The sequence below is a fragment of the Acidovorax sp. SUPP1855 genome (assembly GCF_030158955.1).
In the GTDB taxonomy this organism is placed as follows: Bacteria; Pseudomonadota; Gammaproteobacteria; order Burkholderiales; family Burkholderiaceae_C; genus Paracidovorax.
The window spans coordinates 55,232-69,619 of the sequence record NZ_BQXI01000011.1; the positions used below are offsets into that span (position 1 = coordinate 55,232).

Below are 14,388 nucleotides of genomic sequence, written 5' to 3' on the forward strand. Positions count from 1 at the left end.
CCGGGGCGGCCCTGCTTTACCGGAGGTTTTCCCGCGGTTGCCACAGGTTTGCACACGCTGCACACCGGCAACGAAATGCATCCGCAGAGGCATGCACGGCTTGAATGGGCAGGCGGCGCAGGGCACTAGCCTGCCCCGCCCCCATCGACGGCACTCAGCGCAGCTGCAGCGCCTTGGCTTGCGCCACAGCGGGCGGCAACCCGCTGGCAGGGTGGGCAGGGGCACGCGCGGCGATCCGGCCCGCCGGGGCGGCTTCGGCGGCATCGCTCAGCTTGAACTGGCTCACGGCCTGGGTGAGCTGGTTGGCCTGGTCGCGCAACGATTCCGATGCGGCGGTGGACTCCTCCACCAGCGCGGCGTTCTGCTGCGTCATCTGGTCGAGCTGGCTCACCGACTGGCTGATCTGCCCGATGTTGTCGCTTTGCTCGGACGACGCGGCCGTGATCTCGGAAATGATGTCCGACACCCGGCGCACGCTGCCCACGATCTCGTTCATGGTCGCCCCGGCCTCGCTCACCAGTCGCGAGCCGTCTTCCACGCGGTCCACCTACGAGCCGATGAGGCCCTTGATCTCCTTGGCTGCTTCGGCGCTGCGCTGCGCCAGGCTGCGCACCTCACTGGCCACCACGGCGAAGCCCCGGCCCTGCTCGCCGGCGCGGGCGGCTTCCACCGCCGCGTTCAGCGCCAGGATGTTGGTCTGGAAGGCGATGGAATCGATCACACCGGTGATGTCGGCGATCTTGCGCGAGCTGTCGGTGATCTGCCCCATGGTGCTGACCACCTGCGACACCACGGCGCCGCCGCGCGCGGCCACCTCGGCCGCGGTGGTGGCGAATTCGCTCGCCTGGCGCGCGGACTGCGCGCTCTGCTGCACGGTGCTGGTGAGCAGCTCCATGGACGACGCGGTTTCTTCCAGGTTGGCCGCCGTCTGCTCGGTGCGCTGGCTCAGGTCGTGGTTGCCCGAGGCGATCTCGGTGCTGGCCGTGGAGATGCTGCCCGACGCTTCCTGCACCTGGCGCACCAGGCCGCGCAGCGAATCCTGCATGCGGCCCATGGCGGTCACCAGCTGGCCCACCTCGTCCTGCTGCGTGGCATGCACCTCGTGCGACAGATCGCCGCTGGCGATGCGCTCGGCCAGATCGCGTGCCTGGGCCAGCGATTGCGTGATGGAGCGCACGCTGAAGAAGGTCAGCGGAATGAGCACCGCCAGCCCCAGCAGGAGCCCGCCGCCGATCGCGGCCGACATGAAGGCCGTGCGCGCTTCCACGCCCTGGCGCGCCTCCTCCATCTGCTGTCGGGCGGTGGTGGCCAGGCTGGCGAACAGCTGGTCGGTGGCCTCCATGTGCTGCTTGAGGCGGTCGGCATAGGCGCCGCCGCCGGCCCCGTCGATCTGCGCGCGCTCGATCTGCTCGAAAATGGGCGAGATGCCGGTCTCGTACTGCTTGATCTCGGCGAGCGACTTGTCGATGCCTTCGACGAAGGCGGCATCCCCGGCCTGGGCCTGCCGCACGTCGGCCAGGCTCTTGCGCAGCGCGGCGAGCGTCTTGCCCCAGCTGTCGCGCAGGGCCGACACCTCGACCGAGTTGTTGAAGTTGATGATGATGTCCTTCTCGGCCCGGCGCAGATTCCCCAACGTGGTGCGCAGTTCGGCCATGTCGGTCAGGGTCTGCACGCGCTGCGAAAACAGCACCTGCAACGTGTCCCGCGTGCGGTCCAGGGCCAGATAGCCCATGGCACCGATGACGACGAGGAGCACCAAGGAAAAGATCGTCCCGAAATACAGGCGGGTGCGAATCGACAGGCGGCCCAGAGCGTTCATGGCTCTCCTCTACAAAATGTTACTTGAGCGTTAGCAATAACCACGCCACCGAAAAAACCGGCCTCGTGGGCCGGATGGGCGATCACTATATGCGGCGCCCTGCCAATAGCCGACGGGGTATTCACCGAGGTGCCAACCCAGGGTGCCATGCCCTCACGTGATGCGATGGAAAACAAATTGTCACATGTGGAGGGCACAGTCACCCCATCGCGAATGCGCCGGCCCGCGCCTTCCGGCCCCGCCCTGGCGCCCTCCACACCTCTGCACTCCACATGGCACACCCCTTCACTGCTTCCCCTGCCTCCACCGCCGCCCGTCCGGGCACCGGCTCGCTGAGCCAGCGCCTGCTGACCGTCTTTCTCGCCGTGCTGGCGCTGAGCCTGGTGGGCTCGGCCATCGGCATCTGGTCGCTGCACCACATCGGCCGCGCCACGGACGCCATGGTGCAGCGCAGCGTCGCGACCGAGCGCCTGGTGGCCGATGCGTACCGGCTGCAGGCCATCAACGCCGAGCGCTACAAGGCCGTGGCGCTGAGTTCCGAACCCGAGGTGGGCGAGATCCTCGGCGCAGACATCGCGCGCACACAGCAGCAGTACGACGCGCTGGTCGCCCAACTGGCCCGGCGGCTCGAAGGCACCGAGGACATGCAGCAAGTGACGCAGGTGCGCACCATGGGCGCCACCTTCCTGGCCGCGCGGACGGAGCTGGTGGCCGCGCGCGATTCGGGCCTCACCGAACGCATCCGCAAGGTCTATGGCGAACGCTTCCTGCCCTCGGCCACGGCGCTGCTCCAGGCGCTCGAAGCGCTCTCGCAATCGCAGCGGCAGGACATCGACGAAGCGGCAGCGCAGGTCGCCCGCCTGAGCGGCATGGCGCGCTGGGCGCTGGTGGCCTTCGGCGCGCTGTCGCTGGCCCTGGGCACCCTGCTGGCGCTGTGGCTGGTGCGCAGCATCACCCGCCCGATCGCCATCGCCAGCGCCACGGCCGACCGCGTGGCGGGGCTGGACCTGCGCCAGGACATCGCCGGCCACGAACGCGACGAGACCGGCCGCATGCTCACCTCGCTGTCGGTGATGCAGGGCGCGCTGCGCAGCCTGGTGCACCGCGTGCAGACCCTGGGGCAGAGCATCAGCGCCGCCTCGACCGACATCGCGGGCGGCAACGCCGACCTGTCCAACCGCACCGAGGAAGCCGCCGCGCGGCTGCAGGAAACCGCGGCCTCGCTGGAGCAGGTCACCCGCCGCGTGGCGGATGCGGCGGCGTCCGCCGAGCGCACGGAAGCCCTGGCTTCGCAGGCCGCCAGCGTGGCGCAGGAAGGCAGCGGCGTGGTCACGCAGGTCGTGGACACCATGGACCGCATCGCCACGGGCTCGCGCCGCATCGCCGACATCACCGGCGTGATCGACTCCATCGCCTTCCAGACCAACATCCTGGCGCTGAACGCCGCCGTGGAGGCCGCCCGCGCCGGCGACCAGGGCCGGGGCTTCGCCGTGGTGGCGTCCGAAGTGCGCAGCCTGGCCAACCGCTCGGCCGAGGCCGCGAAGGAGATCAAGGCGCTGATCGCCGATTCCGTGCAGCAGGTGGCCTCGGGCGCCAGCCTGGCCGGGCACGCCGGCCGCACGATGGAGCGCGTGGTCTCCACGATCCAGCACACGGCGCAGACCATGGGCGAGATCCGCAGCCACACCCGGTCGCAGAACCAGGACATCGCGGCCATCCACGCCGCCATGTCGCGGCTGGACGAGATGACGCAGCAGAACGCGGCGCTGGTGGAACAATCCGCCGCCGCGGCGGAAAGCCTGCGCGGGCAGGCCCACGATCTGTCGGCGGTGATCAGCCGCTTCGCGCTGCCGCATTCCACGGCGGCGGGCGAGGTAGCGGGCCTTCTCTCCGTGCCCGCGCCGGCAACGGTCCCGGGGGCGCGGGCCCTGCGCCTGGGCCACGCCTGAGGTTCGCGCCGCGGCACGCCGCCTTGCCAGGCGGCGTGCCCTGCACCCATACAGGGCCGATCAGCCCACCGGCTGGATCGGCACGTACAGCTCGCCGCCCGTGCCGCGGAACTCCACCGCCTTTTCCTTCAGGCCCTTGGCGGCGAACTCGCGCACCTCCTGCGTGATCTTCATCGAGCAGAACTTGGGGCCGCACATCGAGCAGAAGTGGGCGACCTTGGCGCTGTCTTTCGGCAGCGTTTCGTCGTGGTATTCCTGGGCCGTCTCGGGGTCGAGGCCCAGGTTGAACTGGTCCTGCCAGCGGAAATCGAAACGCGCCTGGCTCAGCGCGTCGTCGCGCGCGCGGGCGCCGGGGTGGCCCTTGGCCACGTCGGCGGCGTGCGCGGCGATCTTGTAGGCGATGATGCCCTGCTTGACGTCGTCGCGGTCGGGCAGGCCCAGGTGCTCCTTGGGCGTCACGTAGCACAGCATGGCCGTGCCCATCCAGCCGATCATGGCCGCGCCGATGGCGCTGGCGATGTGGTCGTAGCCCGGGGCGATGTCGATGGTCAGCGGGCCCAGCGTGTAGAACGGCGCTTCGTGGCAGGTCTTGAGCTGCTCGGTCATGTTGGCCTGGATCATGTGCATGGGCACGTGGCCGGGGCCTTCGATCATGGTCTGCACATCGTGCTTCCAGGCGGTCTGGGTGAGCTCGCCCAGCGTGTGCAGTTCGGCGAACTGCGCCTCGTCGTTGGCATCGGACGCGCAGCCGGGCCGCAGGCCATCGCCCAGGCTGAACGACACGTCGTACGCCTTCATGATGTCGCAGATGTCCTCGAAGTGCTCGTACAGGAAGCTCTCCCGGTGGTGCGCCATGCACCACTTGGCCATGATGGAGCCGCCGCGCGAGACGATGCCGGTGCGGCGCTGGGCCGTGAGGTGGATGTAGGCCAGCCGCACGCCCGCGTGGATGGTGAAGTAGTCCACGCCCTGCTCGGCCTGCTCGATGAGCGTGTCGCGGAAGATGGCCCAGGTCAGGTCTTCGGCCACGCCGCCGACCTTCTCCAGCGCCTGGTAGATGGGCACCGTGCCGATCGGCACCGGCGAGTTGCGCACGATCCAGTCCCGCGTGGTGTGGATGGCCTTGCCGGTGGACAAATCCATCACGTTGTCGGCGCCCCAGCGGATGGCCCACACCAGCTTTTCCACTTCTTCCTCGATGCTGGAGGTGACGGCCGAGTTGCCGATGTTTGCGTTGATCTTGACCTTGAAGTTGCGCCCGATCGCCATCGGCTCCACCTCGGGGTGGTTGATGTTGGCGGGAATGATCGCGCGGCCGCGGGCCACTTCATCGCGCACGAACTCGGGCGTGATGATCTTCGGGATGCTCGCGCCCATGGGTTTGCCCATCAGGCGCTGCTCGCGGCCCGCATCCTGCATGTACTGCGCCATCCATTCGCGGCGGCCGTTCTCGCGGATGGCCACGTATTCCATCTCGGGCGTGACGATGCCGCGGCGCGCGTAGTGCATCTGCGTCACGTTGGCGCCGCTCTTGGCGCGCAGCGGCTGGCGCTGCAGCGCGGCGGCCTCGGCCCGGAGCTGGGCCAGGCGGGCGGCGTCTTCGCTCTTTTGGCCATCGTCCAGCGCCACGGGTGGGCGGCCTTCGTAGTGCTCCACATCGCCGCGCGCCGTGATCCAGCCGCCGCGCACGCTGGCCAGGCCCTGGCGCACGTCGATCACGGCCTCGGGGTCGGTGTAGGGGCCGGAGGTGTCGTACACGCTGACCTGCTCGCCGTTGGTGAGCGCGATGTCGCGCACCGGCACGCGCAGATCCGCGTGCGTGTGGCCGGGCAGATAGGCCTTGCGCGATGCGGGAAAGGGCGCGCGGGTGAGCGCGAGCAGTTCGGCGAATTTTTCGCGGGCGAGGGGTTCGGGTGCGTTCATGGGGCAGGTCTCCTGTTTCCGGGGGCGGTGGGGCTGCTCCGGAAATGGACCTGTGCCTGGAACGCAGGCGCATGGCGCCTGGTGAAGCGGTGCGTGCCACGCGGGTGCGGGCACGGTCACGGGAGGTCGGCTCTTCTTCCGCCGGTATGAACCGGATCAAGTTCGTCGGGTTCGCAAGCCAGCCTGACATTCGTCAGGCCGCCCGCATCTCAGCGCATCAGCACACCCCGGAGCAGGCGCCAGTATAGGCCAGCCCCCTCGCCCGCCACCATCCCTCCCTGTCGGTCAGGCGATGCGCCCCAGGATGAGCACGGCGAAGAACACGAAGCCGGCGATCACCGTCCACTTCAGGATGATGAGCCCCCAGCGCTTGTAGCGCGCCTGCCCCGTGCCCACGTAGAACGCGAACGACACCGCTGCCATGAGCAGCAGCAGGGTGGCGATCCAGCGAAAGATCAGCATGCCGCGCGCCCCTTGCGCCGCCCTACCACGCGGCGACCGGCTGCGCGAAGCCGGCGGGCGCCTGGCGCTCGTTGTCGAACGTGGCGATTTCCCAGGCATCTTCCTGCGCGAGCAGTTCGCGCAGCAGCAGGTTGTTCATCGCGTGGCCCGAGCGGAATGCGCTGTAGGCCGCCAGCAGCGGCTTGCCGACGAGGTACAGGTCGCCGATGGCATCGAGGATCTTGTGCTTCACGAACTCGTCGTCGTAGCGCAGGCCGTCGCTGTTGAGTACCTTGTAGTCGTCCATGACGATGGCGTTGTCCAGCCCGCCACCCAGCGCCAGGCCGCTGGCGCGCATCATCTCGACGTCCTTGGTGAAGCCGAACGTGCGCGCGCGCGCGATGTCGCGGGTGTAGTTGCCGGAGCCGAGGTCGAACTCCACGCTCTGTCCGGTGGAATCGACCGCCGGGTGGGCGAAGTCGATCTCGAAGCGCAGCTTGTAGCCGTGGTACGGGTCGAGCCGCGCCCACTTCGTGCTCGGGCCCGTGCCCTCGCGCACCTCGACCGGGCGCGTCACGCGGATGAAGCGCTTGGGCGCCTTCTGCAACTCCACACCGGCACTTTGCAGCAGGAACACGAACGAGGCGGAGGAACCGTCGAGGATGGGCACCTCTTCAGCCGTGATGTCGATGTACAGGTTGTCCAGCCCCAGGCCCGCGCAAGCCGACATCAGGTGCTCGACCGTGTGCACCTTCGCGCCGCCCACGCCGATGGTGGAGGCCATGCGCGTGTCCACCACGGCCATGGCGGTGATGGGAATGTCCACCGGCTCGGGCAGGTCCACCCGGCGGAACACGATGCCCGTGTCGGGCTGGGCGGGGCGCAGCGTCAATTCGACGCGCTGGCCGCTGTGCAGGCCCACGCCGACGGCGCGGGTCAGGGTCTTGATCGTGCGTTGCTGGATCATCGGTCGATTTTAGAGGGGGAGGCCCCATCATGGGGCATCGCTGCCGCTATGGGGGCAATAGGCCCACGCGCGCAAGAAAAAACCGCCAGCCCCTTGCGGAACATGGCGGTGTTGTGAACAAGAAAGGCCCGGCGGGCCTTCCCCGTCAGTCGGCCTGCTTGCGCAGGAACGCGGGGATTTCCAGGTCGTCCATGCCGCCCGAGGACAGCGCGTCCACGCGGGCTGCTGCCTGCGTGCGGTTGGTGCGCCACACGCTGGGCACGGACATGTTGCCGTAGTCCGCCTGGGCGGTGCCGCCACCGACGAGGCCCGCGCCCAGCGTCGCGCCGGACATGGGCATCTGGTAGGCCACGTTGTCCGTACCGGTGCGCAGGCCGCCCTGCACCACCGAGATGGGCTGGCGGCGTGCGTTCTGGCGCGACAGGCCGGTGGCCACCACGGTGACGCGGATCTCTTCGCCCAGGCTGTCGTCGTAGGCGGCGCCGTAGATCACGTGCGCGTCCGGCGAGGCGTAGGCATTGATGGTGCTCATGGCCAGGCGCGACTCGGACAGCTTCAGGCTGCCCTTGGCGGCCGTCACCAGCACCAGCACGCCCTTGGCGCCCGACAGGTCGATGCCTTCCAGCAGCGGGCAGGCCACGGCCTGCTCGGCGGCGATGCGGGCGCGGTCGGGGCCGGCCGCCGTGGCCGTGCCCATCATGGCCTTGCCGGGCTCGCCCATCACGGTGCGCACGTCTTCGAAGTCGACGTTGACGTGGCCGTATTCATTGATGATTTCGGCGATGCCGCCCACGGCGTTCTTGAGCACGTCGTTGGCGTGTGCGAAGGCCTCGTCCTGGGTGATGTCGTCGCCCAGCACTTCCAGCAGCTTCTCGTTGAGCACGACGATCAGCGAATCGACGTTGGCTTCCAGCTCGGCCAGGCCGTTGTCGGCATTGGCCATGCGGCGGCCGCCTTCCCAGTCGAAGGGCTTGGTGACGACGCCCACGGTGAGGATGCCCATCTCCTTGGCCACGCGCGCGATCACGGGGGCCGCGCCGGTGCCCGTGCCGCCGCCCATGCCGGCGGTGATGAACAGCATGTGCGCGCCGGTGATGGCGCTGCGGATGTCTTCCACGGCCGCTTCGGCGGCGTCGCGGCCCTTGTCGGGCTTGCTGCCCGCGCCCAGGCCGCTGCCGCCCAGCTGGATGGTGCGGTGCGCGGGGCTGCGCGTGAGGGCCTGCGCGTCGGTGTTGGCGCAGACGAACTCCACGCCCTGCACATTGCGCGCGATCATGTGGGCGACGGCATTGCCGCCGCCGCCGCCGACACCGATCACCTTGATCTGGGTGCCCTGATTGAATTCTTCGGCTTCGATCATTTCGATGGTCATGGTGGGTGCTCCTAGTCTTTCACGTGAATTGCATGGGGCCAAAACGGCTGGATGGTTGGAATCGGGTGGGACGCGGCCCGGGGCACGAAAGGGGGGCCGGTGCCCCGCCATCGTTGCCAGAACAGCGCATCGGGGCCGGCGCGAGCGAGCCAGTGCTGAGGGGACAACATGTCAGAAGTTCCCCACGATGAAATCTTTGAAGCGGCCGAACGCGGTCTTCACCGAGCCGCTCTTTTGCGCCACCTTGAAGCCGCGCAGGCGCGCCAGGCGCGCCTCTTCCAGCAGGCCCATGACGGTGGCGGCGCGCGGCTGGGCGATCATGTCGGCCAGCGCGCTCGAATACTTGGGAATGCCCCGTCGCACGGGCTTCAGAAAGATGTCCTCGCCCAGCTCGACCATGCCCGGCATGATGGCGCTGCCGCCCGTGAGCACGATGCCCGAGGACAGCACCTCCTCGTAGCCCGACTCGCGGATGACCTGCTGCACGAGCGAGAAGATCTCTTCCACGCGCGGCTCGATCACGCCGGCCAGCGCCTGCTTGCTGAGCATGCGCGGGCTGCGGTCGCCCAGGCCGGGCACCTCCACCTGCGCCTCGGGGTCGGCCAGCAGCTGCTTGGCATAGCCGCTTTCGACCTTGATGTCCTCGGCGTCCTTGGTGGGCGTGCGCAGCGCCATGGCGATGTCGCTGGTGATGAGGTCGCCCGCGATCGGGATCACGGCCGTATGGCGGATCGCGCCGCCGGTGAAGATCGCCACGTCGGTCGTACCCGCGCCGATGTCCACCACGGCCACGCCCAGCTCGCGCTCGTCGTCGGTCAGCACGGCCTGGCTGGAGGCGAGCGGATTCAGCATGAGCTGCTCCACCTCGAGACCGCAGCGGCGCACGCACTTGATGATGTTCTCGGCCGCGCTCTGCGCGCCGGTCACGATGTGGATCTTGGCCTCCAGGCGGATGCCGCTCATGCCGATGGGCTCCTTCACATCCTGCCCGTCGATCACGAATTCCTGCGGCTCCACCAGCAGCAGGCGCTGGTCGCTGGAGATGTTGATGGCCTTGGCCGTCTCCACCACGCGCGCCACGTCGGCCTGGGTGACTTCCTTGTCCTTGACGGCCACCATGCCGCTCGAATTGAGCCCGCGGATGTGGCTGCCGGTGATGCCGGTGTACACGCGCTGGATCTTGCAGTCGGCCATCAGCTCCGCCTCTTTCAACGCCTGCTGGATGCTCTGCACGGTGGCGTCGATGTTCACCACCACGCCGCGCTTGAGGCCGTTGCTGGGCGCCACGCCCAGCCCGGCCAGCTTGAGTTCGCCATTGGGCAGCACCTCGGCCACCACCGCCATCACCTTGGCGGTGCCGATGTCCAGCCCCACGACCACGTCTTTGTATTCTCTTGCCATATTCTGTGTCCTGCCCTCAGTGGTTCTGCCCTGTTGTTCTGGCGGGGCGCGCGCGCTGCGGTGCAGTGCGCGCGGGCGCCCGGGCGGCCGCCTTGGGGGCGTCGCCATTGACCGTGGTCACCCCGCGCAGCCGCAGCGCATAGCCGTCGGCGTGGCGCAGGTCGGCCGATTCGAGTGCATCCGCGCGCCGCCCGTACTGGCCCGCCACGCGCGCCAGCGTGCGCACGAAGCGCTGCGTGCGCTGCACCACGTCCTGCGGCGTGCCGCCGCCCAGCTCCACCACGGCGCCGCTGTCCAGCGTGGCGCGCCAGCCGCCGCGGCCGGTGAGCTCCAGTGCATCGACCTTGGTGTCCAGCGGCTCGAAGACGGGCTGCAGACGGTGGTACATCTGCAGCACCTCCAGCGACTGGCCCTGCGGGCCCTGCAGGCGGGGCAGGTCGTCCGCGTCCAGGTCGTCGCCGTTGGCCTCGAACACCTCGCCCTGGCTGTTGACCAGGGTGGAGCCCTCTTCGGCGCCCCAGTAGGCCGCAGCGTCGTGCTCCTGCAGCTCCACGCGCAGGCTGTTGGGAAACTCGCGCCGCACCATCGCGTGGCGCACCCAGGGCACCTGCTCGAACGCCTCGCGCACGGCGCGCAGGTCCACGGTGAAGAAATTGCCCACCAGGTGCGGCCCGACGTTGGCCCGCAGCGTGACGGCGTTGTTGTGCACCAGCTCGCCCTGCACCACGATGCGCCTGATCGCGAACGCCGGATGGCGCAGCATCCACGAGCCGCCCACCACCAGCACGAACGCGGCGCAGCCCACGAACAGGACCGTGGCGGTCAGGTTCATGAGCTTGACGTCAAGCGGTGCGGGCAGCGAGGCGGTCATGCGGCTCCCGGGGTTCCCGTGGGGGTGGCGTGGACGGTGACGCCGGCATGCCCCTGCAGCCCGTCGAGCGAGGCGCTCGCCAGGATGCGCAGGCACAGCGCCTCGTAGCTCACGCCGCTGGCGCGGGCCGACATGGGCACCAGCGAATGGCCGGTCATGCCGGGCGAGGTATTGATCTCCAGCAGGAAGGGCTTGCGGTCGCTGGCGCGGATCATGATGTCGGCGCGCGCCCAGCCCCGGCACTGGAGCGTGCGGAAGGCCTCGACCACCAGGCGCTGGATCTCGCGCTCCTCGGCCTCGGGCAGGCCGCTCGGGCAGTGGTACTGCGTGACGTCGGTGAAATACTTGTTCTGGTAGTCGTAGTTGCCGGCCGGCGCCACGATGCGGATCACCGGCAGCGCATGCGCATCCGCCCCCTGGCCCAGCACCGGGCAGGTGGTCTCGTCGCCCTCGATGAATTCCTCGCACAGCACTTCGGGGTCGTAGCGGGAGGCCAGCAGGTAGGCCTGTTCGCACTGCCCGGGCGAGGTCACCTTGGTCAGGCCGATGGTGGAGCCCTCGCGCGAGGGCTTGACGATCATCGGCGCGCCCAGCGCCTGCAGCGCCTGCGCGGTCTCGGCGGCGCTCGACACCAGGCGCCAGTCCGGCGTGGGCAGCCCCTCGAAGCGCCAGATGCGCTTGGTCATGATCTTGTCCATCGCGATGCTGGACGCCATCACGCCGGGGCCGGTGTACGGAATGCCGAGCAGCTCGAGCGCGCCCTGCACCGTGCCGTCCTCGCCATGGCGGCCGTGCAGGGCGATGAAGCAGCGCGCATAGCCGCCGTGCCGCAGCTCGGACAGGTCGGTCTGCGACGGGTCGAACGCATGCGCGTCCACGCCGCGGGCGCGCAGCGCCTGCAGCACGCCGCCGCCGGACATCAGCGAGACCTCGCGCTCGGCGGACGAGCCGCCCATCAGCACCGCGACCTTGCCCAGGGCGCGCACGTCGATGGCAGGGGTGTCTTCGTGGCTCATCGCGCGACCTCCGCCAACGCTGGCGCTTCTTCTTTCTGCAGCATTTCCACCACCTTCGCCGGCACGGCGCCGATGGAGCCCGCGCCCATGCACAGCACCACGTCGCCGTCCCGGGCGTTGTCCACGATCGCCTGCGCGAGCAGGGCCACGTCGTCCACGAACACCGGCTCGACCTTGCCCGCCACGCGCAGGGCGCGCGTGAGCGAGCGGCCGTCGGCGGCGACGATGGGCGCCTCGCCGGCGGCATACACCTCGGTCAGCAGCACGGCGTCCGCACTGCCCATGACCTTCACGAAATCCTCGAAGCAGTCGCGCGTGCGGCTGTAGCGGTGCGGCTGGAATGCCAGCACCAGGCGCCGGCCCGGGAAGGCACCGCGCGCCGCGGCCAGCGTGGCCGTCATCTCGACCGGGTGGTGGCCGTAGTCCTCGATCAGCGCGAACCTGCCGCCGCCCGGCGCGGCGATGTCGCCGTAGCGCTGAAAGCGCCGGCCCACGCCCTTGAACTGGGCCAGGGCACGCAGCAGCGCGTCGTCGGGAATGTTCAACTCCACCGCCACCGCGATGGCCGACAGGGCGTTCAGCACGTTGTGCTCGCCCGCCAGGTTCAGCACCACGTCGATGTCGGGCAGCGTGACGCCGTTGCGCCGCTGCACGCGAAAGCGCATCTGGCCCGCATCGGCCCGCACATCCACCGCGCGCACCTGGGCGTCTTCGGAGAAGCCGTAGCTCGTCACCGGGCAGGTCACGTCGGCCAGGATGTCGCGGATGGCCGGGTTGTCCACGCACAGGATCGCCGTGCCGTAGAACGGCATGCGGTGCAGGAACTCGACGAACGCGCCCTTGAGGCGGCCGAAGTCGTGCCCGTAGGTTTCCATGTGGTCGGCGTCGATGTTCGTCACCACCGCCATCACGGGCAGCAGGTTGAGGAACGAGGCGTCGGACTCGTCCGCCTCCACCACGATGTAGTCGCCGCTGCCCAGCTTGGCATTGGCGCCCGCGCTGTTGAGCCGCCCGCCGATCACGAAGGTCGGGTCGAGCCCGGCCTCGGCCAGAACGCTGGTCACCAGGCTGGTGGTGGTGGTTTTGCCGTGCGTGCCGGCGATGGCGATGCCGCGCTTCAGGCGCATCAGCTCGGCCAGCATCAGCGCGCGCGGCACCACGGGAATCTTTTTTTCGCGGGCGGCCAGCACCTCGGGGTTGTCGGCCTGCACCGCCGTGGAGGTGACCACTGCATCCGCCCCCTCGATGTGCGCGGCCGCATGGCCCACGCAGGTACGGATGCCCAGCGCCTGCAGGCGGCGCAGGGTGGCGCTGTCGGACAGGTCCGAGCCCGAAATGCCGTAGCCCAGGTTGAACAGCACCTCGGCGATGCCGCACATGCCGGCGCCGCCCAGGCCGACGAAATGGATGTGGCGAATGGCGTGCTTCATGCCAGCTCCTCGCAGGCAGTCGCCACTTCGCGGGTGGCGTTGATCTTTTGCATGTTTTTGGCCTTCCGAGCAATATCCACTAGGGCATCTCGCTCTGAATTTTGTAGCAACTGTGCCAACCACTCGGGGGTGAGGTCGCGTTGCGGCACGAGCCACCCGCCACCGGCGTCCACGAGGAAGCGGGCATTGGCGGTCTGGTGGTCGTCCACCGCATGGGGGAACGGCACGAACACCGCCGCCGCGCCCACGGCGGCGATCTCGGTGACGGTGCTGGCGCCCGCACGGCAGACGATGAGGTCCGCGTCGGCGAACGCCGCCGCGGTGTCGTCGATGAACGGCGTGAGCGTGGCCTGCACGCCCGCCTTCGCGTAGTGCTCGCGCAGCGCATCGATCTGCGCTGCGCCGCTCTGGTGGGTGACGACGGGCCGGCGGTCCGCCGGAATCAGCGCCAGGGCCTGCGGCACGATCTCGTTGAGCGCGCGGGCGCCAAGGCTGCCGCCCACGACCAGGAGGCGCAGCGGCCCCGTGCGGCCGGCGAAGCGCTCGGCCGGCGCGGGCTGCTGCGTGAAGGGGGTGCGCAGCGGGTTGCCCACCCACTGGGCCTTCTTGAGCACCCCGGGAAAGGCCGTGAAGATACGGTCGGCCACGCCGGCCAGCACCTTGTTCACGAGGCCGGCCACCGAGTTCTGTTCGTGCAGCACCAGCGGCTTGCCCAGCAGCACGGCCATCATCCCGCCCGGAAACGTGACATAGCCGCCCAGGCCCACGACCACGTCGGGGCGCACGCGGCGCACCACGGCCAGCGACTGCCAGAAGGCGCGCAGCAGGCGCAACGGCAGCAAGACCAGCGTGAGCAGCCCCTTGCCGCGCACGCCGGAAAAATCGATGGGCTCGAACGCGAACCCGCGTGGCGGCACCAGGCGCGATTCCATGCTGCCGGGCGTGCCCAGCCAGTGCACGCGCCAGCCGCGCGTGCGCAGCTCCTCGGCCACGGCCAGGCCCGGGAAGATGTGGCCGCCGGTGCCGCCGGCCATGATGAGCGCGGTTTTGGGTGCACTCATACGCGTCCACCCCTCATCGTGCGCTGCGCGCCCGGCATGGCTGGCGCCATGCGGTGCCTGTTTTGTTGAAACAAGCACCTCATACGCGGCCTCCGCGCATCGTGCGCTGCGCGCCCGGCATGGCTGACGCCATGCGGT

Annotated in this window: 10 protein-coding genes, 1 pseudogene and 1 riboswitch; of the genes and pseudogenes, 1 reads left to right on the top strand and 10 read right to left on the bottom strand. The window is 69.4% G+C overall.

The genetic code is table 11. The features are described 5' to 3' along the window. Nucleotides 1-154 precede the first annotated feature (154 nt). Nucleotides 155-1,819 (bottom strand): annotated as a pseudogene (locus AVMA1855_RS11820) (methyl-accepting chemotaxis protein). A gap of 272 nt (nt 1,820-2,091) precedes the next feature. On the opposite strand from AVMA1855_RS11820, the gene AVMA1855_RS11825 reads away from it, so the two are divergent. Beyond that, on the top strand, nt 2,092-3,768 hold the full coding sequence (locus AVMA1855_RS11825) for a methyl-accepting chemotaxis protein (protein ID WP_284425850.1): 1,677 nt from the start codon (nt 2,092-2,094) through the stop codon (nt 3,766-3,768). Nucleotides 3,769-3,828: 60 nt separating this feature from the next. Here the strand turns inward: AVMA1855_RS11825 and thiC are convergent, their stop codons facing one another. The 9 genes from thiC to murG form a co-directional block, all read right to left on the bottom strand. Beyond that, the gene (gene thiC, locus AVMA1855_RS11830) at nt 3,829-5,691 is read right to left on the bottom strand and encodes a phosphomethylpyrimidine synthase ThiC (RefSeq protein WP_284425851.1); all 1,863 of its coding nucleotides are present in this window, start codon (nt 5,689-5,691) and stop codon (nt 3,829-3,831) included. Nucleotides 5,692-5,807: 116 nt separating this feature from the next. Next, nucleotides 5,808-5,931: riboswitch (TPP riboswitch) on the bottom strand. Nucleotides 5,932-5,976: 45 nt separating this feature from the next. Beyond that, entirely contained in the window at nt 5,977-6,153 is a 177-nt protein-coding gene (locus tag AVMA1855_RS11835; protein ID WP_272567221.1) for a hypothetical protein, read from the bottom strand. 22 nt (nt 6,154-6,175) lie between these two features. Then, complete coding sequence (gene lpxC, locus AVMA1855_RS11840) at nt 6,176-7,099, bottom strand: UDP-3-O-acyl-N-acetylglucosamine deacetylase (RefSeq protein ID WP_284425852.1); 924 nt, start codon at nt 7,097-7,099, stop codon at nt 6,176-6,178. 145 nt (nt 7,100-7,244) lie between these two features. Continuing rightward, entirely contained in the window at nt 7,245-8,471 is a 1,227-nt protein-coding gene (ftsZ, locus tag AVMA1855_RS11845; RefSeq protein WP_272567219.1) for a cell division protein FtsZ, read from the bottom strand. A 171-nt stretch (nt 8,472-8,642) separates the two neighbouring features. Beyond that, nucleotides 8,643-9,872, bottom strand: a complete 1,230-nt coding sequence (gene ftsA, locus AVMA1855_RS11850; protein WP_092741824.1) for a cell division protein FtsA — start codon at nt 9,870-9,872, stop codon at nt 8,643-8,645. A gap of 16 nt (nt 9,873-9,888) precedes the next feature. Further along, entirely contained in the window at nt 9,889-10,743 is an 855-nt protein-coding gene (locus tag AVMA1855_RS11855; RefSeq protein ID WP_284425853.1) for a cell division protein FtsQ/DivIB, read from the bottom strand. Next, nucleotides 10,740-11,759 (bottom strand): D-alanine--D-alanine ligase, encoded by a 1,020-nt coding sequence (locus tag AVMA1855_RS11860; protein ID WP_284407988.1) that lies wholly within the window; start codon nt 11,757-11,759, stop codon nt 10,740-10,742. The genes AVMA1855_RS11855 and AVMA1855_RS11860 overlap by 4 nt, the downstream gene beginning before the upstream one ends. Beyond that, entirely contained in the window at nt 11,756-13,189 is a 1,434-nt protein-coding gene (gene murC, locus AVMA1855_RS11865) for a UDP-N-acetylmuramate--L-alanine ligase (protein ID WP_272567214.1), read from the bottom strand. Before murC ends, AVMA1855_RS11860 begins: the two co-directional genes overlap by 4 nt. Continuing rightward, on the bottom strand, nt 13,186-14,250 hold the full coding sequence (gene murG / locus AVMA1855_RS11870) for an undecaprenyldiphospho-muramoylpentapeptide beta-N-acetylglucosaminyltransferase (RefSeq protein WP_284425854.1): 1,065 nt from the start codon (nt 14,248-14,250) through the stop codon (nt 13,186-13,188). The genes murC and murG overlap by 4 nt, the downstream gene beginning before the upstream one ends. Between the last annotated feature and the right edge of the window lie 138 nt (nt 14,251-14,388).

Excerpts from the sequence above, each read along its gene's own strand:
- AVMA1855_RS11825 (WP_284425850.1), top strand. The coding sequence starts at position 2,092 with ATGGCACACCCCTTCACTGCTTCCCCTGCCTCCACCGCCGCCCGTCCG.
- thiC (WP_284425851.1), bottom strand. The coding sequence starts at position 5,691 with ATGAACGCACCCGAACCCCTCGCCCGCGAAAAATTCGCCGAACTGCTC.
- AVMA1855_RS11835 (WP_272567221.1), bottom strand. The coding sequence starts at position 6,153 with ATGCTGATCTTTCGCTGGATCGCCACCCTGCTGCTGCTCATGGCAGCG.
- lpxC (WP_284425852.1), bottom strand. The coding sequence starts at position 7,099 with ATGATCCAGCAACGCACGATCAAGACCCTGACCCGCGCCGTCGGCGTG.
- ftsZ (WP_272567219.1), bottom strand. The coding sequence starts at position 8,471 with ATGACCATCGAAATGATCGAAGCCGAAGAATTCAATCAGGGCACCCAG.
- ftsA (WP_092741824.1), bottom strand. The coding sequence starts at position 9,872 with ATGGCAAGAGAATACAAAGACGTGGTCGTGGGGCTGGACATCGGCACC.
- AVMA1855_RS11855 (WP_284425853.1), bottom strand. The coding sequence starts at position 10,743 with ATGACCGCCTCGCTGCCCGCACCGCTTGACGTCAAGCTCATGAACCTG.
- AVMA1855_RS11860 (WP_284407988.1), bottom strand. The coding sequence starts at position 11,759 with ATGAGCCACGAAGACACCCCTGCCATCGACGTGCGCGCCCTGGGCAAG.
- murC (WP_272567214.1), bottom strand. The coding sequence starts at position 13,189 with ATGAAGCACGCCATTCGCCACATCCATTTCGTCGGCCTGGGCGGCGCC.
- murG (WP_284425854.1), bottom strand. The coding sequence starts at position 14,250 with ATGAGTGCACCCAAAACCGCGCTCATCATGGCCGGCGGCACCGGCGGC.